General features: G+C 62.7%; 18 protein-coding genes and 1 pseudogene. 14 read left to right on the forward strand and 5 right to left on the reverse strand.

The genetic code is table 11. The features are described from left to right. The first annotated feature begins 18 nt into the window (after positions 1-18). The 10 genes and pseudogenes from OKW38_RS03935 (at position 19) to OKW38_RS03980 (ending at position 11,258) form a co-directional block, all read left to right on the forward strand. Positions 19-918: a branched-chain amino acid ABC transporter permease gene (locus OKW38_RS03935; RefSeq protein ID WP_018422469.1), complete on the forward strand. Its 900-nt coding sequence runs from the start codon at positions 19-21 to the stop codon at positions 916-918. Between the two features lie 3 nt (positions 919-921). Then, positions 922-2,730, forward strand: coding sequence for an ABC transporter permease subunit (locus OKW38_RS03940; RefSeq protein ID WP_429360061.1), 1,809 nt, complete (start codon positions 922-924; stop codon positions 2,728-2,730). Beyond that, positions 2,718-3,449, forward strand: a complete 732-nt coding sequence (locus OKW38_RS03945; RefSeq protein WP_090810981.1) for an ABC transporter ATP-binding protein — start codon at positions 2,718-2,720, stop codon at positions 3,447-3,449. Before OKW38_RS03940 ends, OKW38_RS03945 begins: the two co-directional genes overlap by 13 nt. 168 nt (positions 3,450-3,617) lie before the next feature. Beyond that, positions 3,618-4,463 (forward strand): urea carboxylase-associated family protein, encoded by an 846-nt coding sequence (locus tag OKW38_RS03950; RefSeq protein WP_429332706.1) that lies wholly within the window; start codon positions 3,618-3,620, stop codon positions 4,461-4,463. A 107-nt stretch (positions 4,464-4,570) separates the two neighbouring features. Next, positions 4,571-5,815 carry a D-amino acid dehydrogenase gene (locus OKW38_RS03955; RefSeq protein WP_429332705.1) on the forward strand — a complete coding sequence of 415 codons (1,245 nt, stop codon included), beginning with the start codon at positions 4,571-4,573 and terminating at the stop codon, positions 5,813-5,815. Positions 5,816-6,281: 466 nt separating this feature from the next. Continuing rightward, on the forward strand, positions 6,282-7,538 hold the full coding sequence (locus OKW38_RS03960; protein WP_429360063.1) for a hypothetical protein: 1,257 nt from the start codon (positions 6,282-6,284) through the stop codon (positions 7,536-7,538). A 295-nt stretch (positions 7,539-7,833) separates the two neighbouring features. Further along, positions 7,834-9,360, forward strand: a complete 1,527-nt coding sequence (locus tag OKW38_RS03965) for a glycosyltransferase family 39 protein (protein ID WP_429360065.1) — start codon at positions 7,834-7,836, stop codon at positions 9,358-9,360. Between the two features lie 14 nt (positions 9,361-9,374). Further along, positions 9,375-9,704: pseudogene (locus OKW38_RS03970) on the forward strand (UbiA family prenyltransferase); the annotation flags it as partial. Positions 9,705-9,817: 113 nt separating this feature from the next. Beyond that, the gene (locus OKW38_RS03975) at positions 9,818-10,174 is read left to right on the forward strand and encodes an STAS/SEC14 domain-containing protein (RefSeq protein WP_184024102.1); all 357 of its coding nucleotides are present in this window, start codon (positions 9,818-9,820) and stop codon (positions 10,172-10,174) included. Between the two features lie 181 nt (positions 10,175-10,355). Continuing rightward, positions 10,356-11,258, forward strand: coding sequence for an NAD-dependent epimerase/dehydratase family protein (locus OKW38_RS03980; RefSeq protein WP_429360090.1), 903 nt, complete (start codon positions 10,356-10,358; stop codon positions 11,256-11,258). Between the two features lie 180 nt (positions 11,259-11,438). Here OKW38_RS03980 and flgM read toward each other — a convergent pair whose 3' ends face one another. After that, positions 11,439-11,750, reverse strand: coding sequence for a flagellar biosynthesis anti-sigma factor FlgM (flgM, locus tag OKW38_RS03985; protein ID WP_429360092.1), 312 nt, complete (start codon positions 11,748-11,750; stop codon positions 11,439-11,441). A gap of 861 nt (positions 11,751-12,611) precedes the next feature. On the opposite strand from flgM, the gene OKW38_RS03990 reads away from it, so the two are divergent. Then, the gene (locus OKW38_RS03990) at positions 12,612-13,079 is read left to right on the forward strand and encodes a CBS domain-containing protein (RefSeq protein WP_184005654.1); all 468 of its coding nucleotides are present in this window, start codon (positions 12,612-12,614) and stop codon (positions 13,077-13,079) included. 31 nt (positions 13,080-13,110) lie between these two features. Then, a complete protein-coding gene (locus tag OKW38_RS03995) occupies positions 13,111-15,126 on the forward strand; it encodes an acyl CoA:acetate/3-ketoacid CoA transferase (protein ID WP_429360094.1) in 2,016 nt (671 codons plus the stop codon). 72 nt (positions 15,127-15,198) lie between these two features. Here OKW38_RS03995 and OKW38_RS04000 read toward each other — a convergent pair whose 3' ends face one another. Further along, on the reverse strand, positions 15,199-17,589 hold the full coding sequence (locus OKW38_RS04000) for a filamentous hemagglutinin N-terminal domain-containing protein (RefSeq protein ID WP_429360096.1): 2,391 nt from the start codon (positions 17,587-17,589) through the stop codon (positions 15,199-15,201). A 495-nt stretch (positions 17,590-18,084) separates the two neighbouring features. Here OKW38_RS04000 and OKW38_RS04005 point away from each other — a divergent pair, with 495 nt between their 5' ends. Further along, positions 18,085-19,308, forward strand: coding sequence for a YeeE/YedE family protein (locus OKW38_RS04005; RefSeq protein ID WP_429360098.1), 1,224 nt, complete (start codon positions 18,085-18,087; stop codon positions 19,306-19,308). 18 nt (positions 19,309-19,326) lie between these two features. Here OKW38_RS04005 and OKW38_RS04010 read toward each other — a convergent pair whose 3' ends face one another. Then, a complete protein-coding gene (locus tag OKW38_RS04010) occupies positions 19,327-20,142 on the reverse strand; it encodes a DUF4410 domain-containing protein (protein ID WP_429360100.1) in 816 nt (271 codons plus the stop codon). A gap of 173 nt (positions 20,143-20,315) precedes the next feature. Here OKW38_RS04010 and OKW38_RS04015 point away from each other — a divergent pair, with 173 nt between their 5' ends. After that, the gene (locus tag OKW38_RS04015) at positions 20,316-21,968 is read left to right on the forward strand and encodes an FAD-dependent oxidoreductase (RefSeq protein ID WP_429360104.1); all 1,653 of its coding nucleotides are present in this window, start codon (positions 20,316-20,318) and stop codon (positions 21,966-21,968) included. A gap of 42 nt (positions 21,969-22,010) precedes the next feature. Here the strand turns inward: OKW38_RS04015 and OKW38_RS04020 are convergent, their stop codons facing one another. Further along, positions 22,011-22,913 carry an ATP adenylyltransferase family protein gene (locus OKW38_RS04020; protein WP_429360106.1) on the reverse strand — a complete coding sequence of 301 codons (903 nt, stop codon included), beginning with the start codon at positions 22,911-22,913 and terminating at the stop codon, positions 22,011-22,013. Positions 22,914-22,964: 51 nt separating this feature from the next. Next, positions 22,965-23,450: an adenosine-specific kinase gene (locus OKW38_RS04025; protein WP_018422486.1), complete on the reverse strand. Its 486-nt coding sequence runs from the start codon at positions 23,448-23,450 to the stop codon at positions 22,965-22,967. Positions 23,451-23,781 lie beyond the last annotated feature (331 nt).

Consider the following 23,781-nt stretch of genomic DNA (forward strand, 5'->3'; position numbering starts at 1 on the left):
TGCGCGCGCCGCCCCGTCATGAGCGACTTCTTCCAGTTCGTCATCGAAGGGCTGACGACCGGCTCGTTCTATGCCCTCGTCGCCCTCGGCTACACGATGGTCTACGGCATCATCCGGCTGATCAACTTCGCTCATGGCGACCTGTTCATGGTCGGCGCGTTCATCGGCTGGACCGGTCTGATGGTTCTTGCATCCGCGCATCTGCCGCTCGCCCTGGCGCTGCTGATCGCCCTTGTGGCCGCCATGACGGTCACAGGCGCGCTGGGCCTCCTGATCGAGCGGCTCGCGTATCAGCCGTTGCTGCGCGCGCCGCGGCTGTCGATTCTGATTACGGCGCTGGGCGTCTCGCTGGCGCTGCAAAATGGGGTGCTGCTGATCTACGGCGCGGGCTTTCGCACCTATCCGCACGTGCTGAGCCAGGCCGGCTTCGAACTCCACGGCGTGCAGATCACCTTCGCGCAGATCGGCATCATCGTGACGAGCCTGGCCCTGATGCTGGCACTGTATTTCTTCGTTCACCACACTTTCCTCGGCACCGCGATGCGCGCGCTGGCAATCGATCAGGACGCCGCGCGTCTGATGGGCATCGACGTCGAACGCCTGATCCAGCTCACCTTTCTGCTCGGCTCGGTGCTGGCCGCCGTGGCGGGCGTCATGGAAGGTCTTTACTACACGCAGATCAATTTTTTCATGGGCTTCGTGCTAGGCCTGCGCGCGTTCACCGCCGCCGTGCTCGGCGGCATCGGCAACATCCCGGGCGCGATGGCGGGCGGCATCCTGATTGGCTTGCTCGAAGCCTTCGGCGCGGGCTATGTCTCTTCGCAATGGACCGACGTGTTCGTCTTCGGCGTGCTGATCGCCGTGCTCGTGATCAAGCCGACCGGGCTGTTCGGCGAACGCGTTGTCGAGAGAATGTAGTCCATGAGCGCCAGTCAGGCTTCCGCGCGTTGGGCCAGACCTCTCGGCGGTGCGCTGCTGGCCGCCGCCGTGGCGCTGCCCGCTGTCGTCAGCAACTATGTCGTCGATGTCGGCCTGACCATCGTCACCTATTCGATCCTGGGTCTTGGGCTGAACATCGTAGTCGGTTATGCCGGGTTGCTCGATCTGGGCTACGCGGCCTTCTTCGCGATCGGCGCATACACGACGGCATTGCTGGAAACCCTGCTGCACTTCTCGTTCTGGGAGACCCTGCCGTTCAGTCTGGCGTTCGCCGGGGTATCGGGCATCGTCATCGGCTATCCCACCCTGCGCCTGCGCAGCGACTATCTGGCGATCGTCACGCTGGGGTTCGGCGAAATCACGCGTATCGTCGCCACCAACCTCGACATCACGGGCGGCCCGAACGGCATCTTCGGCATCGCGAGCCCGAGCCTGTTCGGTTTCGAGATCAGTTCGCCGCTAGCGCTCTACGAACTGGGCATGGCGTTCCTCGTGCTGGTGCTCGGGTTCGCCATCCGGCTCGGCCAGTCGCGGCTGGGCCGCGCCTGGACCAGCATCCGCGAGGACGAGGCAGCTGCCGAGGCCGTCGGCGTGCCGACGCTGCGCGTCAAGCTGCTCGCCTATGTGATGGGCGCGCTGATCGGCGGGCTGGGCGGCAGCCTGTTCGCCGCCCGCTTCGGCACCATCGATCCGACCGGCTTCACCTATCTGCAGTCCGTCACGATCCTGATTGTCGTCGTGCTCGGCGGCCGGGGCAGCATTCCCGGTGTGCTCCTCGGCGCCATCATCGTCGCCGGCCTGCCGGAGATTCTGCGTTTTCTCAATCTCTGGCGCATCTTCGCTTTCGCGATCGGGCTCGTGATCCTGATGCTGCTAAGGCCACAGGGGTTGTGGCCAGCGCCGTTGCGCCGCGTCGCGCCGGCGCGCAAGGGCGCTGACGCCGATCGCGTCGCTGTGCCCGATCACGCCGTCACCGATGAGGTCCTGCTGGAGGTGCGCGACATGCAGCGCCGCTTCGGTGGCGTGCTGGCGGTCGGCGGTGTCAGCTTCATGGTGCGAAGCGGCGAGATCGTGAGCCTGATCGGTCCGAACGGCGCCGGCAAGACCACCGTGTTCAACTGCCTGACCGGCGTCATCCGCCCGACTGGCGGCCAGATCGTCTGGTGCGGGGAACGGCTTGCCGGCGGCGCGCCTCATCGCATCGTCCATCAAGGCATGGCGCGCACCTTCCAGGGCATCCGCCTGTTCGGCCACATGACGGCCTTCGAAAACGTCCTGACCGGCATGGACCATCGGCTTCGGACACCGCTCGCAGCCGAGCTTCTGGCGTTGCCGTCCGCGCGCGCCGAGGCGGCGGACCATTCCACCGAAGGCCTGCGCTGGCTCGCCTTCGTCGGTCTTGCCGGCAGGGCGGGCGAGCGCGCCGCCGATCTGCCCTACGGCGACCAACGCAGGCTGGAGATCGCCCGTGCGCTCGCCAGCAGCCCTCGCCTGCTGCTGCTCGATGAGCCGGCTGCAGGCATGAACCCGACCGAGAAACGCGCGCTGATGGAACTGATCCGGCGGATCCGGGATCATGGCGTGACGGTGCTGCTGATCGAGCACGACATGATGCTGGTGATGGGCGTGTCGGACCGGATCATCGTGATGGACCACGGCGTCATCATCGCCGAGGGCCAGCCCGCCGCGATCCAGGCGGACCCGCGGGTGATCGATGCCTATCTCGGCACAGCCGGAAAGGACGAGGCGAGCGACGATACTGCCGGGGAGAAATCGCTGTGGGACTCCTAGAAATCCGCGATCTGCGTGTGAGCTATGGGACTGTCGAAGTGCTGCACGGCATCTCGCTGGACGTCGCGGAGGGCGAGATCGTCGCGTTGCTCGGCAGCAACGGCGCGGGAAAAACGACCACGCTGCGGGCGATTTCCGGATTGATCCGGCCGCGCGCGGGCGACATTGCGATGGCTGGCCAGCGCCTGACGGGCTTGCGCGCACACCAGATCGTGGCGCTGGGTCTGGGTCATGTGCCAGAGGGGCGGCGCATTTTCGGGGCGCTGACGGTGGAGGAAAATCTGCATCTCGGCGGCTATCTGATCCGGCGCGACAGTGCGGCATTGCAACAGCGAAGGGATCAGCTCTATGCGACGTTCCCCCGGCTCGGCGAGCGACGCAGCCAGCTGGCTGGCACGCTCAGCGGCGGCGAACAGCAGATGCTGGCGATTGCCCGAGCCTTGATGCTGCGCCCGCGTATCGTGGTGCTGGACGAACCGTCGATGGGACTCGCGCCGAAGCTGGTCCGCGCGATCTTCGGCATGATCGCCGACATCTGCCGCGAAGGCACCTCGATTCTCCTCGTCGAGCAGAACGCCCGCCAGGCGCTGCGGATCGCTCATCGGGCTTACGTGCTGGAAAGCGGGCACATTGCGCTCGCGGGGTCCGCCCGCGAGCTGGCTCAGGATAGCCGGGTCCGCGCTGCCTATCTGGGCGGCAGTGCCAGCTCGGCAGAGTAACCCGCCAACTGGGCAATCGACCTTGGCTGAAACGGGTCAGACGTCATGGAGGCAAAACATGTCAGAGATCGATAAGGAAAAGGTCGTTGCAGTGCTGCGTCGCCCGAGCGATGACGACGCCGCCTCGTCGCGGCACGGCGCCGGCCTGAGTTCGACGGAGAATGCATCATGCTGAATTATCCTGCTGCCTATCAGTCCACCAAAGGCTCAGCGCTCGACGTCGACAAGACGTTCTATCAGCGCATCGCCTCACAGCACGACACCCGCACGCTGGTCGAATCGATCGTCGTGCCGATCCGCTCGGGGCAAGCGTGGACCGTGCCGGCCGGCCACGTGTTTCGCATTGTCACGATCGAAGGCCCGCAGGTTGCCGACCTGAACATGTGGAACCGGCACAACCCGCGCGAGCGCATGTGGGCGTCGCGCACGCGCCAGTTGCAGCAGGCGCACGTGAGCACGTTCGACCGTCTGTGGTCGACGCTGCCATTCCTGCGTCCGATGGTGACCATCACGGACGACAGTCTCGCAGGCTACGGCGTCGACGAGCACGGCGGCCGTGTCCACGATCTGCTCGGCACGCGCTGCGACCCCTACGTGAACCGCATGCTGACCGGCGAGGATTTTCATTTTCACTGCCACTCCAACCTGACGCGCGCCATCGCCCCGTATGGATTGACTGAGTACGACGTCCACGACGTGCTCAACGTGTTCCAGTGCACCGGCCTGAATCTCGAAGACAAATACTTCATGAAGGCGTGTCCGGCAAAGAAAGGCGATTACCTCGAATTCTTCGCGGAGATCGACCTGCTGTGCGCGCTGTCGACCTGTCCGGGCGGCGATCTGTCAGTGCCGATGTGGGGACCCGACGCGCGCGATCCGCTGGAAGTGTGCCGGCCGCTTGGCGTCGAGGTCTGGCAACTCGCGCCACGGATGCTGGATGGGTGGACGCCGCCGGCCGTGGCTGCCTACAAAGGGCAGCACGGAATGGTGCTGAATCAGCCGCAATGGAAGTGAGACTGGCGCCTCCTGTCCAGCAGGAATCGATGGTGGCGCAGCACAAAAGCCGGAGCGAGACCGCGCCGCCTTGAATGCCCGCCGGCCCCCTTGTATCTGAGGACATCATGAAAGTTGTCGTGCTCGGTGGCGGGGTAGTCGGTGTGACAACCGCGTACCAGTTGCAGAAGGATGGCCATGAGGTCGTGATCGTCGAGCGGCAGCCTTTAGTCGCATCGGAAACCAGTTGGGGTAACGCGGGCATGATCGCGCCCGGGCATTCCTTTGTCTGGTCCTCGCCCAAAGCGCCGATGATTCTGCTCAAATCGCTGGTGCTGAAAGATCAGGCGTTGCGCTTCAAGTTCTCGGCGGATCCCAGGCTTTACAGCTGGTCGTGGCGTTTCCTGATGGAATGCACATCAGAGAAGGCACGCCGCAATACTCTGCTCAAGCATCGGCTTGCCGCGTACTCGCAACGCGTGCTACAGAATGTGATCGCCGAGGACGCCATTGAATACGATCGAAATGACCGCGGAATTCTGTATTTTCATCGCACTCAGGAAGCGCAGGATCGCGGAGTCGAACACATGAAGCTGCTGGAATCCGATGGGCAAGTCATCAGGGTTCTCAGCCGCGATCAGGTCGTCGCACTCGACCCGTCGCTGGCTTCGGCAAAAGACAGGATAGCGGGTGCCATTTACTGCCCGACCGATGAGACCGGAGACCCTGCGAAGTTCACCCGCGCCCTTGCGGAAAAGATTGTCGCGCGTGGCGGTACGCTTCTGACGGACACCACCATCGACGGCTTCGAAACCGCTGGGCAGGATGTGGTGGGCATAAGAACGAGTCGAGGCCTTGTAAAAGCCGACGCGTATGTGCTCGCCCTTGGCCCCTATAGTCCGGTTCTCGGCCGACAGATCGGCATCGATCTTCCGATCTATCCGATCAAGGGATACTCCCTCACGATTCCGATCGATGGCCGGCCCATGCCTCCCTCGGTCGCAGTGGTCGACGAGCACAACCTGGTCGCAATCTCGCGCTTCGGCGACCGGATCCGGGTCACCGCGACGGCGGAGTTTGCCGGCTACGACACGAGCCATAAGCCTTCTGATTTTGCGTTTATGAAGAGCGTGACACAAGAACTCTACCCGGCCGGCGCCAACTACGATCGCGCCGAAATGTGGGCCGGTCTCAGGCCGATGACGCCGACGAACCTGCCGTTTCTTGGGCGCAGGAAGTATCGCAATCTTTATCTGAATACCGGTCACGGTCATATCGGCTGGACCATGTCACACGGATCGGCTCGAATCACGGCCGACCTGATCACGGGACGAACCCCGGCGATTCCGATGGTGGGGCTGCTTTGCGACTGATGGCGACGCGTTTTGCAGCCAAAACATGGGGCCCAGCCGAACGATGCCGGCAAACTATTGCATCGACCGGTCGAATCCGCCGCGCATGACCCGTCGGTACACGTCGCGCTCAAAGAATTGCGACTTCGAGACGCGTTATCGCGCGTCGGTCGCGATGTGTGACGGCATTGAAGTATCGGGAGACATTCCACCCTGATCTGTCAGACCGTTCGGCTCAGTATGGCATCATGAAGACGGAATTAAGCGCAGGCGGAAACGCGGCAGCATGAAAACGCTGGCACGGCGAATGCCATCGGCAACGTAAACGCCGATTTCCTGATTGACGCAAAAAAAACCTATATAGAATCGCAAGATGAACTCGAAGAATAGAACGGATGCAATGAAAATATTCGCATCCACCGTATGTTTAGTTTTGTTTTCTATATGGATAGTTTCTCTTAGAAAGGAAATAAACGCCGACGATGTCGTGTCATTCTCCCAAGCGAAAGATCTTATTGAGTTTGGCAGCCTGAGAGGATGGACTTACCCCGGTGCGCCATCGTTTTTTCCAGATATATTGCTATCAATACCATTTGAAATCCTCGCTCGAACTCCGTATTTTTTTCATCTGGTGACGGCGCCCGTTCAAGTACTGATATTTGTATTTGCATGCAGCCTTCTAACATCGAAGGAACGCCCTTTCGCCCAAACATACACAAATCTAACGATATCGTTAATCGCTATCGCGGTGAGCGGCCTGCTGGTGATCGGAAAAGACTTTTATTTTCTGATTGAAACGGCCTTTAGCTTCGAACATCACGGCTTCGCAGCGGTGCTAGCCGTAATTCTATATTTCTACGTAAAAAGCCATTTCAAGCTCACCGTCCTGAACAGTGCCGTTTTGGTAATCGTGATTTTTTTGCTCGGCATATCAGATCTTTATTTCGTTCTCTGGTTTGGAGCACTGTTGGCATCAGAGGCCATATTCGGCGAGAGAAAAAAATTTCTCGCCTTTACTGTGGCCTTCTCCGCTTTGGCAATATTTATCTTTCTTATCTCGCTTGAAATTAATTCCTCGCTGACCATTCAGGCTAAAAATTCCGCGGCCGAAGATTATACGGATAAACTTAGAAATGTATTACATATTGCCATAATTTTGTTTTTCATGATTTCTATTTTTATAAAAACAAAATCGTTCAAATATAGCAAATCACTGTGCGCAGCCGCCATTTTTTCGATCGCCGTGGTCTGTGCCGCCGGATTGATTCATAACACATATGAATTTCGCTATCTATCAATAACCTACATAATTTCTGCCTGGATGTTTCATGATCTGATAGATCGCTCAATTAAGATTAAAAATGTCGTTGCCCTGACGTCGATAATATTTCTGGTCGCGCTCGTGGCAGCGCCGAAGATCCCGCAAAACGAAAACTTTCAGCGAGAAATTGATTGCCTGTCTCGCCAGGGGATAAGTGGCAGCACGGTTTATGCAGAGTATTGGCCGGCGAAGATCGTATTCGAAGGAACAAATAGAGTTTTTAACTTGATACAGATCGATCGAGATTTAAACGAGACGAGCTGGAATTACAACTCAAGATGGAAATCACTGCACAACGACAATGGGGTCTCTTATTACCTGACCGACCATTTAAGTCATAATGCCACTCAACATTTGATCGACATTAAAGGCTCTGAACTGCTTTGTGACGGAAAGATCGTTACCGTAAAAGCGCAACAGTAGGATCTGACGGTGACCGTCACACCAGGTCTCGACTTTTGCATCTTAGCCAAGCTTCCTCAAGCGCATCTGCAATTGCGGCCGAGTTGAGCGCCGCGTCAAGAGAATCGAATCTTCGGCTTGACCACACGGATCAATTGTCGCCGCGAACGTCCTTCATCAAGGCCTTTTTGATTTGATCGGGCGCCATGGGTTGCCGGGCAGTCTGTCAGGATCGCTCTCTCCCTACGTAAGCTCATATTACAATGCCGGGCCAAAAACGCTGCCCGGTACGGCGGCACACAGACCCAAAAGCTCAATGTCGACCCAGCTTTCGAATCCCACGTCGCTCGCCTCAGCCTCCGATAAACCTGCCGCCGCGCGCATCGCATCACTCGACTGGCTGCTCCCCTTCCACGCGCTGGTCTGGACGCTGGCCGCCTGGCTCGCGCGCGGCAATCTCGACATCCAGGGCGACATGGTCGAGACCTATGTCTGGGGCATCGAGTGGCAGGCCGGTTACGCGAAGCACCCGCCGCTTTCGTCGTGGGTCGCAGCGGCCTGGTTCAGCGTGTTCCCGCACACCGATCTCGCCTATTTCGCGCTGTCGGCGGTGAACGTGCTGGTCGGCCTGGCCGGGATCGTCGCGCTCGCCGGGCGCTTCGTGCCGCGCCAGATCGCGATCATCGCCGGGCTTGCGATGGCGGTCTCGCCGCTTTACTCGAATCTCGCCATCAAATTCAATCCGAACTCGATCCTGCTGTCGGTCTGGCCGTGGACCGCCTACTTTTTCGTCCGCTACGCGCAGCCGGGCAGCCGCCTCGCGCGCAGCGGCGCGGCGCTCGGTCTCGGGGCGTGCGCGGCGCTTGCCGTGCTGGGCAAGTACTTTACGATCGTGCTGCTGCTCGGGCTGTTGCTGGCATTGCTCGCGCGTCCCGCATGGCGTGCGCGCCTCGTCAGCGTCGATTCGCTGCTCGCGGTGGCGGCGGGAGTCGCCGTGCTGGCCCCGCACGTACACTGGATGATGGTTAATCATTTCCCGACGCTCGAGTATGCCGCGCAACGCACCGGCGGCACGCTTCTCGCCGCGGTCGGGCGCTTTGGCATCTACACGCTCGCGCAGATCGGCTATCTCGTGCTCAGTTTCGTTTTCGTGCTGTTGATGGTGCGCACGCGCGGGGCTGCGCGGCTCATGGCGCTGAGCGTTGTTCGGAGCGCGTCGTACCCGGATCTCTGGTGGCTCGCGCTGGGGCCACTGTTCGCGGTGGGCCTGCTGTCCGTGATCGGCAAGACGCAGATGGCCTCGGTCTGGGGCATGGCGCAGTGGTTCGCAATGGTGCCGCTCTGGCTTGCAGTGCTCGTGCAAGCCCGCTTCGAGTTCGCGCCGCAGCGTGCCATACGCGTCATGGCGGTGTACTGGGCGCTGGTGCTCGCGGTATCGGCAGTGGTCGGCTACACAGGGGCGCGGCGCAATTCCGACGACGCGGCCGAGCCGCGCGCGGAACTCGCGGCAGCCGCGCAGGCGGTGTGGTACGAACGCACCAGCCAGCCGCTGTCGATCGTGGCGGGCTCGACGCATGAGGCCGCTTCGATGGTGTTCTATGACGGCGACCGCGCCCGCTTCTGGGATCTCGACTGGCCGGCGGCAACGCCCTGGCTCACATCCGCCGATTTCGCGCGCCAGGGCTCGCTGATTGTGTGCCGTGGCGACGACTCGGGCTGCATCGCGACGGCATCGTCGCTAAGCTATGCAGCGCCGATTGCGCTCGAGGTGAGCAAGACCGCATGGGTACGGGAGTTGCCTGCGCGTCCCTACCAACTGTTCGTGATCGTGCCGCAGTCGTGAGCCACGCGTCCATCATGCCGTACCGCGGCCGGCCGCTCGTCGTCGGTCTCGACGGCACGCTGTTGCGCTCCGACGTTCTGATCGAGTGCGTGTAGGCCTATCTGAAAGCCTCGCCGCTGCGCTGCTGGCAACTGCTGGTCTGGCTGCTGCATGGTGGCAAAGCGGGCCTGAAGGCGCGGCTCGCGGCCGGCCGTGCGCTCGTGCTTGCAACCGCCACGCACCAGCGTTATGCGCAGGCCATCGCGGATCGTCTGGGCTGCTTCGACGAGGTCCATGCGACCGAGGGTGAGGTCAACCTGTCGGCAAGGCGCAAGCGTGATGGCCTCGACTGCCTCTCAGGGGAAGATCGGCTCGTAACCTAACCGAGCGAGTGGAAAGAGGTACGATGAGTACGCCGTCGAACGCCAGGCTCATCCGTACCTGAGCGTGTAACGTCTCTCTGGCTAGAGATCCTGCCATGATCCTGTATCACACCGTCCCCGATTCGTCGGTCATCGAAATATCCGTCGAAGGCAAAATCACCGACCACGAACTGCGCGAAGCCATCGAGCGCATGCGTGGTGATCTTGAACTGAACGGTAAGACCCGCGTGCTCGAACGCATCGAGCATTTCAGCGGCATCGAGCCGAAGGCGCTATGGACCGACCTGACGCTCGGCGTCTCTGTCGCCCGCAAGGTCACGCGCGCCGCCGTGGTGGCCGACGCGGGCTGGATTCGCGCCTCGATGCATTTGGCCCGGTTCTTCACGAAGGCTGAAATCAAGGCGTTCCACGTCAACGAGCTGGAACAGGCGCGAGCCTGGATCAACGCCTGAACGTCGTCTCCAGCCGGCCGCATCGGGCGGAGGCCGGCCAGTTGGAGCCGCACGACTCAACATCAGAACTGTTACTGCCGAATCAAGGACACGGAGCGCAACGATCCTATGATGGAATGAGGCCGCGCGACACGCGCGGAAAAGCGCTAAAACATGTAGGAAAACAGGAGAAGAGGAGCACATGACGAAGCGAGTGATCGTGACCGGCGGCAGCGGCCTGGCCGGAAAATGGGTAGTCCAGAACCTGGTCGAGCACGGCTACGAGGTGATGAATCTTGACCGCGTGCCGATGGCGGCGCGCACGGCGCGCACGTTGATTACGGACATCACCGATGCGGGCCAGGTATTCAATGCGCTGGCATCGAGCACCGCGCCGGGAGAATTCGCCGACGACCTCGAACCAAAGCCGATCGACGCGATTGTGCATTTTGCGGCGATCCCTCGCATCATGATCACGCCCGACAACGAGGTCTACCGGATCAACGTGATGGGCACGTACAACATCCTCGACGCAGCGTCGAAGCTTGGCATCCGCAAGGTGATCGTGGCATCGAGCGAAACCACATACGGTCTGGTGTTCGCGCACCGGGATCGCAGTCCAGAGTACTTCCCGCTCGACGAGGAATACCCGGTGAACCCGATGGACAGCTACGCGACGTCGAAGGTGATCAACGAAGTGACGGCGAAGGCGTTCCACGCGCGCACCGGCTCTGACATTTACTGCTTTCGTATTGGCAACGTGCTCGAACCCAACGACTACGCGAAGTTTCCGGCGTGGCTCAAGGATCCAGCACTGCGCAAGAGGATTGCGTGGAGCTATATCGACGGGCGCGATCTCGCGAGCGCGTGCCGGCTTGCCATCGAAAAGGACGGCCTCGGCTTTCAGGTCATGAATGTCGCGGCCGACGACGTGTCGTCCGACGTACCTACCGCGGAACTGCTCCGACGCTACTACCCCGGCGTGCCGCTCAAAAAGCAACTCGGCGAGTTCGAGACCCTGCTCAGCAACGAGAAGCTCAAGCGCCTTCTTGGGTGGAACCAGCAACACTACTGGCGCGACGAAGCGAAACAGGTCGTCCAGTAAGCATGGCGGGCCGGCCCCCGGCCGGCCAATCACGCCGTGCGAGTCTTCATGGACTGCTTTGAGGCGTGCCGCCACCCCGAACGCGGACCGACAATGAAGCCAATGGCTCGCCTTCACGGCTGTCAGCGCTGGCGCCTGCGTCGCTTATCCGCCGTCGGTGTTGCTACGTTCAGCCGCCGGTCAGCGGGTAGTCGTTTGCAGCAGGTCGCGCGCGGTGCTTAGCATGCCGTCGGCGATCTTTCCGGAATCGACTTTGTAGCTGCCGTCACGCAGGGCGCCCTTGATCGACTCGACCTTCGCCGTGTCGCTATCCGAATCGCTGGACGTGTGCATCGCGGACACTGATGAGAGATTAACCGTCGAATGCTGCGCGCCGGCAGCGCTGACCTGGTGCGCGGACTCGACGGCATCCTTCGCATCGCTGTTGATCGTTGCGCGTTGCGGACCGTTCTGCGAAGCCGCGAGCGGAAAATTGCTGGATTCAATCTTCATGGTGTGTGTTCCCCACTGGTTGAGTCCTTTAACGGTTCAGCGTTTGAAATCTTCACCCTGCTGTGGGAAGCGGAACCGTATCCACGTTTCGCCGCGAGCCGCTAAGCCTTGCCGGGCGGGCGCTCTAGCCGCCTGCAGCAAATTGCAACAAAGTGTGAGCAATACCACACAACGGCTATAAGCTGATCGAAGCGTCGACCCGCGCCGAATCAAAGGCGCAGGTATGCTTGAGAACACGAGGCCGCACCCCATTTTGCTTGCTGTGAACAAACGTACCCGCCGCCCCTTGCAGCCTCGATGGCCCTTTCCGCCAAGTCGCGATGTCGCTGGTCGCGCCTTTGGCGATCTCGTCGCGCTTCAATATTGCGGCGCAGACGTGTGGCTCTGGCGATGCCGATGCGGCGGCCATGTGACTTCCGCCCTGAAGACGGTAGAGAGCGGTGCAGTGCGTGATTGCGGCTGCCGTGAGCAGCGTAGCGTGTGGCGGTCGCGACCGGGCTCACCTGCACTGAAGAGCGGCGAGGTTTTCGGCCAGCTGACGACCGAGCGGTACGCTGGCGATGGATTGTGGGTTTGCCGGTGCGACTGCGGTGGTGAGGCGACAGTTAGCGCCGGACGCTTGCGAATGGGCAAGGCGCGCTCGTGCGGCAGGTGCCTCGTCGCTTCGACTCACCGAGTGGCGTAGCGCCGGAACGGAAAATGTTCGTTCGACTCAGGTCAAGCGATCTACACTGCAATTCAACGAATGAGAAAAGATCGCCAGCCTTGGCTGGGTCTGGACGATCGTATTCCGATTCCGCTTTGATTTCGCTTTGATCAAGCGTAGTCCGTACATGCTCCCCTTTCTGTCTGGAGGCGGTCATGAAAAAGGAGAGAAAGACAGCACGGCAAATTCTGTCCGGGAACCCTCGGGAGGTTATCTCAGTGGGCCCCGACGACACGGTGCTGAACGCGTTGCAGTTGATGGCCGACAAGGACGTGACGACGGTGCTGGTGCTGCAGGGCAGCAATCTGGTTGGCGTGCTGTCTCAGCGCGACTACGCCCGCAAGGTCGAGGTGCTTGGCCGCAACGCCGCGAACACCAGGGTTGGCGACATCATGACCACCCAGGTGCTTTATGTGACGCCCGAGCATACCTGCGATCAATGCCTCGCGTCGATGCATACCCGGCGGATCCGGCACCTGCCTGTGATCGAATCCGGGCGCGTCATCGGCGTGCTTTCCGACAGTGACGTGCTGGAGGAACTCCTGCAGGAGGACGAGCATTTCATCAGGATTCTCGAGGACGACATGCTCCATCTGACCATTGATACCGGTGGCGCCTATTAGAAAGTCGCGCTCGAATCAGGCGAGGTGAAACGTGAGCACGCAATCAACCGCGGGGGCGCTTTCACCGGCCATCCTTTCCCGTTCGTCCGGCAAAGTGGCGTCGGCGCGCGATGCCGTGCGCCTGATCCGCGACGGCGATACGGTCGCGACGGGTGGCTTCGTCGGCATCGGCTTCGCCGAAGACATCGCCATTGCCATCGAGGAACTCTGTACGGCGCATGACGAGGATACGTTAGTCACCCTCCCAAAGCCCGCCAACCTCACGCTAGTCTATGCGGCCGGCCAGGGAGACGGCAAGGAACGCGGACTGAACCACCTGGCGACGCCGGGGCTCGTCAAGCGCGTCATCGGCGGACACTGGGGCCTCGTGCCGAAGCTACAGCAGCTTGCGGTGGATAACCAGATCGAGGCGTATAACCTGCCGCAGGGCGTGATCAGCCACCTGTTTCGCGACATTGCGGCCGGAAAGCCGGGCCATCTCTCCCGGGTCGGCCTCGGCACCTTCGTCGATCCGCGCTTCGGTGGTGGCAAACTGAACGAGCGCACCACCGAGAATCTGGTCGAGTTGATGCGGATCGGCGACGAGGAATATCTGTTCTACAAGGCCTTCCCGATCAACGTCGCGATCGTGCGCGGCACCACTGCCGACCCGGAAGGCAATGTGACGATGGAGCGCGAAGCCCTGACACTGGAGGCTCTCGCGATCGCCATGGCCGCGCACAACTGCCGCGGCCTCGTGATCGTCCAGGTGGAGCGCATCGCCGAAAGCGGCTCGCTCAATCCGCGACAGGTCAAGATCCCCGGCGTGCTCGTCGATTGCGTCGTGCTGGCGCCGCCCGAGAACCACCAGCAGACCTTTGCCACACCATACAGTCCGGCGTACGCCGGCGAAATCCGGGTCCCCGCGAGCAGTATGGCGCCGATGCCGATGAGTGAGCGCAAGGTGGTCGCGCGACGCGCGGCAATGGAACTCCAGCCAAACAGCGTGGTGAATCTCGGGATCGGCATGCCCGAAGGCATCGCCAGCGTCGCCAACGAGGAAAGGATCCTCGACCTGATGACGCTGACCACCGAGCCCGGCGTCATCGGCGGCATTCCGGCGGGAGGCTTGAACTTCGGCGCGGCGACCAATGCGCAGGCGATCATCGATCAGCCCGCCCAGTTCGATTTCTATGACGGCGGCGGGCTCGACGTCGCCTTTCTTGGCCTCGCCCAGGCCGATCGCATGGGAAACCTCAATGTGTCGAGATTCGGGCCGCGCCTGCCCGGCGCCGGAGGCTTCATCAACATTAGCCAGAATGCCAGGAAAGTCGTGTTCGTCGGCACTTTCATGGCGGGCCACAGCCAGATTTCGGTCGTCGACGGCAAGCTGCATATCCACCGTGACGGCACGGCCAGGAAATTCATCGAGGAAGTCGAGCATCGCACGTTCTCTGGCCCGTATGCGGCGGCAATGGGCAAGCCGGTCCTCTACATCACCGAGCGTTGCGTGTTCGAGCTGGGCGCCGAGGGCATGGAACTCATCGAGATTGCACCGGGCGTCGATCTGGAGCGCGATATTCTGGCCAGGATGGACTTCGCACCGATCCTGCGTTCGCCGACGCAGATGGACGAGCGGATTTTCCTGCCAGAACCGATGGGCCTGCGCTCGAATGTTTTGCGACTGCCGCTGGAAGCGCGCTTCATCTACGACGACGACAAGAACATCATGTTTCTCAATTTCGCGCGCCTCGAGGTGAAGCGTCCCGACGACATCGCGGCGATCCGGACTCAGGTATGCCGCGTCTGCGAACCACTGGACCACAAGGTTTATGCAGTGGTGAACTACGAGGGTTTCGTGTTGGACCCCGCGCTGGAGGACGCGTACGTCGAAATGGTCGAGGATATGGTGCAGCGCTACTATCTCGGCGTAACGCGCTTCACTACCAGCGCTTTCATGCGCGCCAAGCTGGGTGGCGCCCTTACGCGGCGCGGGCTGTCACCTTATGTCTATGAGACGGAGGCGGAAGCGCAGGCCTACCTGCGCGAACAGTCGTCAAACCGCTGAATCCGGCTTGCATCGTGATCGCGGCACCGAAGGCCGAGTGCGCCCGCGCCGGGTTCTGTCGGACCCTCGATGTCAGTGCCCTGCCAGCCAGCGCAACTGAGGCCCCGGATATCCCGCGACCCACGTGCCGTTCGCGCTGAAATCCCACGTCGGACCGAAGCTCGCCGGCTCGAGCAACTGGATGTCCGTGAGTCCGCTTGAACTGGCCACCGCCGTGCCCGAACCGACACCCGCCGCCGCCCCCGACGATTGGCTGTTCCAGAACACGTTCGCCGCGATCCGGCCGCTGTTGGTGCCCGCGATACCGCCCTCCGTCGAGTTCGCGCCCGCCGTGAGCCTGGACGCGGCATACGACTCGCGGATGAAGCCCGTATTGCTGCCGACAAGTCCGCCGACAGTCGCGCCGCCGTTCAGGAATTCGTAGGCATACGATCGGCCGATGGCGCCATGGTTCGTGCCGACGAGTCCGCCGACCGTGCTTTGCGCACCGCCCGATGCGGGGGCGATCGCGAAAGACTGATCGATGCGGCCATCGTTGAGCCCGACCAGCCCACCGATCTGACCCACGCCGATGATGTTTACGCCCGCCCACGAGCGCTCGATGCGCCCAAAGTTCTCGCCGACCAGACCGCCGGCCACTGTGCTCGTGTTGCCCGGGGCACCGATGGCGCCCGTTGCGCCGACGTTCACCATGTATCCGTAGTTGATGCCGGCCAGCAAGCCGACCGTTTCTCCCGAGGACGTCGCGGTGCCTTCCGCGAGCGTGAAATTGCGCACGACGCCGCTCTTGCCGATCACGCCGAAGAGTCCGGTATCGGCCGTGCTTGAGAGACGCAGATCCGCGGGGAGATGCCCCATGCCGTCGAACTGACCGGTGAACGGATTCGCGGCGGTGCCGATGCCTCCGAACTCCGGCGCACCCGAGAATTCCAGCCCCCTGCTGCCCAACGCATAGTTGCCGGAGAGGTTGTTATTCACCGCGCTCAGGTCCGTCATGGAGTTGACGAGCTGATAGGCCGTGAACTGCGTGACGAGCCCAGTAAACGGCGCGGGGTGCCACGATACGTTGGTGTACACCGTGCCGGGCGTGTAGCTGCCGTTCATGTCGTACAGGCCGCTGACGATGCCCATGCTTCGCGACCAGTCGATCGTGCCCTGGTTGGTCAGACTGCCGCCGTTGTCGAAACCATAGGTGTCGGCGGACAGCGTGAGCGAGCCTGTGCCCCTATTGGCGATGGTCGCCTGCGGTGCGATGGTCAGCGAGTGCGCCGCGTCGAGCGTCAGGGAGGAGGCTCCGTGCCAGCGCACGCTCGCTTCGATCGCGATGTCTCCCTCGCCGGTCGCCCCGAGCTTGCCGTCCGCGCCGTTCGCGAGCACGGAGATGGATGCGCCGTTGCTCAGACTTGCGCCGAGCGTGTTGGCGGTCGGGACGTCCGCGGTGAAGTCCCCAGTGGTGATGTTCCATGCTTTCGCCCGCACATCCGCGCCGCCGACCTTGACGTCCTTGCCGGACATGTCGAGCGTGCCGCCGCTGCCGTCCGCGTTACGCGCGCTGATTTGCGCCCCGCGCGCATCGACGTTGCCGGAGTTGACGACGACCCCGTTGACGGTGGTGTTCGCGACGAGCCAGACGTGGCCGTCGCGCGTCGCGGTGCCGGTGGCGCGCAGGGCGCCCGAATGACCCGCGAGCGCGAAGATATTGCCGTCGGCCGCCTGCACGTTGATGATCGCCGCCCGTACCGTGCCTGAGTTCGTCACCGTGCCGCCGCTTCCCACCTCCACGAAGACTTGTTGAAAGTTGCCGTCGAAGAGCCGGACCTGACGGCCTGCGACGAGTTCGGCATTGCCGTTCGGCGCATCGATCGTCCCTGCGTTCGTGACCTTGCTGGCCGATATCAGGAACACGTCCCCACCCGACGAACTGATCTTGCCGAGATTGACTACATCCGCCGTGGAACTGCCTGTGTAAGTCGAGCCACCGAACCCGGGCGGGTTGAGAAAGACATCGTTGGGGACGTCGAGCGTCGACGCGACGAAACGCCCTCCCGTCGACACCACGCCGCCTGGCCCGATGAGCACACCATGCGGATTGACGAGGTAGATGCTGCCGGTGCCCTTCAGCGTGCCGTAGATCGCCGACACATCGTTACCCGTCACGCGATTGAGTGTCGCGCCCGTGCCGTTGTTTATCGACACCGTGCGGCACGATCCGATCGAAAAACTGTTCCATTCGATGATGCCGCGCGAGCCCGCTTGCGTGATGCTCATGCCGGCATCGTTCTGAGTGATGCTTCCCGAGCCGGCGACGAAATGCCCGCCTTGCGGCAGGGTACCCGCCGCGTACGCGACGTGCGTCGTGGAAAGTCCGGTCAGCGAAATGACGATGGCAAATGAAATTCGCACGCTTGCATGACGGCGTTGCGATGGACGTCGCCGCAGCAGAGATGGCCTTCGAGTGCTCATACATCCCCCTTCCACGCTCGCGCGAAACGGCTGCCAACGACCCGTGGAGCCGACCGGAAACGCGTGAGTCGCCGCGTATGAAGATTAGCAGTTCGTCGCGTCGCCACTTAACGACCGTGGCTGATTTGGTCGATATTTCGGCCCGAAATGTTGTTGCGCGACCGGGACGGGATTACCGTCGCCTTCCATCTTGATAACGATTTCAATGTAAGTTTGAAATACTTTTATTACGGGAGGTTATTAAGTCACTGGTTTCAAGCGCGGTCGACCATCGTCAAGCGCCCGTGCGACGGGCCTTGCAGCCTCGCGGCACCGCCCGCGCCCGGATTTGCGATCGAGCAGCGCGAACCTTGCTGGGCAACAGCCGCAACGCGACATTTCGGTATACTCGCGAGCTTTCCCAAAAACGATTATTCGCGGCCCTCCTCCCGCGCAGCGACCGCCGTTTCATAGGCGTGCCGCCCTCGCGCGACAAGCGTGCCCGCCCCGCTCTCCATGTCCGATCTCTCCACGCCGTTCGGCGCGCCCCGCCGTCTCGTCAACATCAATCCGAAGCCGCTTTCCGTCGCGTTCGCGCTGGTCGTGCTCGGCGCGATCTATCTCGCGCAGACCGTCAGCGTGAAACAGGCCGCGCTGTACGTCCTCGGCGCGCTGCTCGGCGTCACGCTCTATCACGCCGCGTTCGGCTTCACGTCCGCATGGCGCGTGTTCATCGCCGACGGCCGCGGCGCCGGCCTGCGCGCGCAGATGCTGATGCTCGCGATCGGCGTGCTGCTGTTCTTCCCGGCGCTTTCCGCCGGCACGCTATTCGGTCATCCGGTCGTCGGTGAAGTGTCGCCCGTCGGCACGTCGGTCCTGATCGGCGCGTTCATGTTCGGCATCGGCATGCAGCTCGGCGGCGGCTGCGCCTCCGGCACGCTGTATACGGTCGGCGGCGGCAGCACACGGATGGTGGTCACGCTGATCGCGTTCATCATCGGCTCGGTGATCGGCACCGCGCACATGCCGTTCTGGTCCGCGCTGCCGCATCTGCCGCCGATCTCGCTCGTGCAGACGCTCGGCGTCGGCCCGGCGATCGCGCTGAACCTCGTGGTGTTCGCGGCCATCGCCGCGCTGAGCGTGCTGATCGAAAAGCGCCGTCACGGCCGTCTCGTCAGCGACATGGATCGCGCCCCGAACGCATCGCCGTGGCTGCATGGCCCGTGGCCGCTCCTCGCCGGCGGCGTCGTGCTCGCGATCCTCAACTTCGCGACGCTCGCGCTGTCGGGCCATCCGTGGGGCATCACGTCGGCGTTCGCGCTGTGGGGCGCGAAGGCGTTCTCCGCGATGGGCGTCGACGTCGCGAGCTGGCATGTGTGGAGCACCGGCCCGAACGCGGCCGCCCTTGCCGCACCGATCAGCCACGACGCGAAGTCGGTCATGGACATCGGCATCGTGATCGGCGCGATGGTTGCCGCTTCGCTGGCCGGCCGCTATGCGCCGGTGTGGCGTCTGCCGCTGCGCTCGCTGATCGCGGCGATCGTCGGCGGACTGATTCTCGGCTACGGCGCGCGCCTCGCGTACGGCTGCAATATCGGCGCGTACTTCAGCGGCATCGTGTCGGGCAGCCTGCACGGCTGGCTGTGGCTCGTCTCGGCATTTTTCGGCAACGTGGTCGGCACGAAGCTGCGTCCGGTGTTCGGCCTCGCGGTCGAGCGCGTCAAGCGGACGGGCTGCTGAGCGGGCGGCTTCGGCCGCCTATCGGGCGGGGGCTGCGCTGCCGGCCTCCCTTGCACCCGTCTGAAGCCGTCGCGCGAGTTCGTCAGCGATCTGCTGCGCGCTTTTCCTGACCGCCGTCTTTTCATCGCGGCCCGACAGCACGACCTTCGCGGCGATCACGTACGGGTTGAGCTTGATCACGGCGCCCGGCATATCCCTGCTCGCCCCCTCTTCAACAGTTTCATAGAGCGGCGGTAACTCCGGCGTAGCCAGGTTATCGCAGGAAACCGCGACCTGAAACTGGCTTTGGCCCGCGCCCATACCCACCATCGCGCGACGCAGCCGATTACCCTCATCGACACTGAGAAAAACGCCGCGCACCTGCCAGCCGTCGTGGGGCAGCGGTTCACCCGGCGTGACGCGGCGCGCGTCTACTCCGGCCTTCTTCAGATCGTCCGTCAGAGATTGCGCCATCAGCGCAACCATGTCTCGCGCACGCGCCTGCGGATCCTGCTGCTGACGCACCGGGCCCTCAGGCACCAGATTGCCCAGGATGCCTCGCGCGCGGTGGCCTGGCCCGCTGTCAGGGGCGATGTTCGCGGCGTCGAGATCGAAATCGGAGACATAGACGACCGGCGGCGCGACAGGAGCCGCGAGCGCCGCCGACGAATCCGCGGCCAGACATCCTTGCGCGCTGGCACACACGTACGTCGCCAGACATACCATTCGCACCCATCGCAACACCATTGCGCACCTCCACGCTGATCGCCTGATACTGGTTGCATGGCAGCGACGAAATACGGCATTCATATCGCGGCCATTCATCCAGCTTAGGTCTTTCAGAAGCGCACCCATGGCTTGATCGTCTGCATCGCGATCTGAAAATCCTATACTGGGTCGGTGCGGTTGCCGACTTCGCGCTTTGTCTGCGCATCCGTTTGCGCGAGTCCAATCGTCCGACATGACGCCTCTGAAACCCGGTGCACCGCGCGTTGCGTCATCTGCCTGACAGAACGGAAAATCAAGCCATGCTGACGATCGACGACATCCGCGCCGTGCCGCTGTTCTCGACCCTCCCCGACAGCGAACTGGAAATCCTCGTGCACGCGTGCGCCGACCTGCATCTATGCGCGGGCGAGTTCGCGGTCCATGAAGGCGGCGAGCGCGCGTTATACGCCGTGCTGTCGGGCAAGATGGAAGTCATCAAGACGTTCGACGGCATCGAGCGAACCTTGGGCTGGCGTCTGCCCGGCACGATCTTCGGCGAAGTGCCGCTCGCGCTGAGCGCACCGTTTCCGGGCGCGTATCGAGCGGCCGAGCCTTCGCGCGTGATGCGGGTCGACGCGCCGCAATACTATGCGCTCGCGGCGGCGTCGCCCGACGTGGCGTTCAAGATGGGCGCGCTCGCGCGCGAACGCATCGGCGGGCTGCAAAGCCTTTCCGCCGAGCCGCCGAAGGCGCGTGTGACGATCGTCGGCAACCGTTGGGACAATGCGTGCACGCTGCTGCGTCAGTTCCTCGCGCGCAATCAGATCAGCGTCGACTGGCTGGCGCCGGATGCGCCCGAATTGGCCGCGCGCTGGCCTGGCACGTGTCCAACGCAAGGCGAGTGCCCCGCGTTGCGCCTCATCGACGGCACGGTGCTGAGGCGGCCCGCGACCCGCGAGCTTGCGGGACTGCTCGGCCTCCAGACGCAGCCGCGTCTGGCCGCATACGACACGGCGATCATCGGCGGCGGTCCCGCGGGGCTGGCTGCCGCGGTATACGGCGCGTCGGAAGGTCTGCGCACGCTGGTGCTCGAGCGCGAGGCGCCGGGCGGACAGGCGGGCACGTCCTCGCGCATCGAAAATTATCTCGGCTTTCCCAATGGTGTTTCCGGCGACGAACTCGCGAGCCGCGCGCTGCAACAGGCACGGCGGCTCGGCGCGGAGATCCTCGTGACGCGCTCGGTCGAGCGCATCGATGTGCAGGCGCGGCGGATTCATCTCGACGGCGGCGACGCCGTGCACGCTCGAACCATCATTCTCGCGACGGGCGTCACTTGGCGGCGGCTGGCGATCGACGGCTTCGACCGCTTGATCGGCAAGGGGATTTACTACGGCGCGGCGCGCAGCGAAGCGAGCGCGACGCACGGCCTCGATGTCCATCTGATCGGCGGCGGCAATTCGGCCGGCCAGGCGGCGTTGTACTTCGCCAATCATGCGCGCAGCGTGACGCTCGTCGTGCGCGGCGATTCGCTCGAAAAGGGCATGTCGCGCTATCTCGTCGAACAGCTAGCGGGCAAATCGAATGTCGCGGTGCGGCTGCGCTCGGAAGTCGTCGGCGCGCATGGCGATACGCATCTGACGGCCATCACCGTTCGCGATTCGACGAGCGACGCAGTGAGCCGACACGACTGCGGCGGTCTGTTCGTCTTCATCGGAGCGGATGCGCAGACGGAGTGGCTGCCGCCCGAAATCGCGCGCGATGTGCGCGGCTACGTTCTGACCGGCGATGACGTCGTCAAGGCCGGACGCTGGTCGCATCAGCGCGATCCTTATCTGCTCGAATCGAGCGTGGCTGGCGTGTTCGCGTGTGGAGACGTGAGACTGAGCCCTGTGAAGCGCGTCGCTTCGGCCGTCGGCGAGGGCAGCATGGCGATTGCTTTCGCGCACAGGTATTTGCAGTCGGACGGAGCTTGAGTTCGTCGCGTGAGTCTGCTGCGCGATCGGGTTGCGCGGCCGCTATGGATTCGCAGGCAGCGCGACGCGTTCCAATACCGTCATCGGGCCGAGCCTTTCGATCACATCCAGTTGAGCCGCATCGCGCACGAACAGCGAACCCGCAAAGCCGAGCGCGTTGACCGACACGCCTTCGACTCGCTCTTGCGATCTCGGCACGAGCAACATCCAGCGCCGCGTGACCAGCAGGTTGTAGGGCGTCGCATGACAGCAGGCACGGTCGATTTCGAGCGCGCCGATATCCGCCGCGTCGAGCAGCGTGCGATAGCGGGAAAGCGCCAGCTTCGGCGCATCCGCGCGAGCCAGATCATCGGCGTGAAAGCGTGCGAACGCATGCCGGAACGGCAGATCCGCCATGCCGTCCTCCGCACCGAGCAAGGGCTCGACCGGCACGGACGGATCGGCTTCCCCGAGCGGCAGCGGCACGATCTGCAGGTGCTTGTGCGGCTGGCTCGCGCCCGCCTGCGTGCCGGCGTTGTAAAAGCCGATGCCGTCGAATTCGGCCATGCACGCGAGCAGCGCTTCGAAATCGGCAAGATCGAGCAGCGCTTCCTGCGGTTCGAATTCGCGCGTGACGATCAGCAGATGATGATCGATCACGTTGAACTTGTTCAGCAACGCGAGGTGAGTATCGGAGATGTCGGCGACGAACAGATCCGGCTCATAGGGAAGAAATGGGTTCGCCTGAGGGTGCTTTGCCGTCTGCAGCTTGCGCGCTTGCTCGCGTTGCTGTTCCTTGCGCGTCAGGCTCGACACCCGACGCACGAGAAAGCGGATGCCGCCGCAGTCGATCACGGACTGTTGCGTGTCGATCGGTCGCAGCGCGCCGCAGCTCAGCGCATGTCCGGTCTGTCGCACAATGGCGGGCCACAGCGTGCCCGGAATCAGGCGTCGTTGCCGTTCCATAGGATGTCGGCAGGCGTGGCGGCGCGCGTAAAGCGGGTGAACGCGCAGCCGCTACAACTTGTAGCCTATCGTGCGCAAAAGATCCTTGCGCCATTGAATGTCCTCCGCGCTTTCCGTGCCGACAGGCGAAAAACCATCGACCACGCCGACGATGCCTCGCCCCTGATCTGTTTCAGCGATCAGCACTTCGACGGGATTCGCCGTTGCGCAGAAGATGCGGCAGACCTCCGGCACGGCCTTGATCGTGTTCAGCACGTTGACGGGGAAAAAGCCGTCGCCCAGAAACACGAAGAAGCTATGGCCCGCGCCGACGTTGGTTGCGTTCTGGCATGCCATCTCGACGAGGCTTTCGTCGGTGCCGGAGCGCCGCACGAGGCGCTTGCCGGAAGCCTCGCAAAACGCGAGACCGAACTTGATGCCGGGCACCGTGCCGACCATCGCTTCGTGAATATCCTCGACAGATTTGATGAAGTGGCTTTGCCCGAGAATGAAGTTGGTCGCTTCGGGCTTGACGACCTTGACGGCGGACAATTGCATGGTGGACCTCGCTCCATTGCGGCAATACGCCGATGAAAACACGTCGAACACGGGCCAACGCGACCGTGGATGGTTCGCGCGTCAGCCGGTCTTCGTCGATCCGGCTTCTAGCCTAGTACTAACCGCGCGTGAGCGAAACCTCGACCGACCACGAGCCGCGGGATTCGAACGCGCCCGGACACCGCTTCCGGGTCGCGCCAGTCCAGGATCGGGCAGGCAGAGAAAGCCTGACTTATGGCGGCACTGATCGACCAAAAGCCGATTCATCCTCATAGCGTTTTGACCCGCTTTAAACCCCCATCGCACCGCGGCAACCTCTCCGGGTCAACAA

Source organism: Paraburkholderia sp. MM5496-R1, from assembly GCF_050436205.1.
Lineage (GTDB): Bacteria > Pseudomonadota > Gammaproteobacteria > Burkholderiales > Burkholderiaceae > Paraburkholderia > Paraburkholderia tuberum.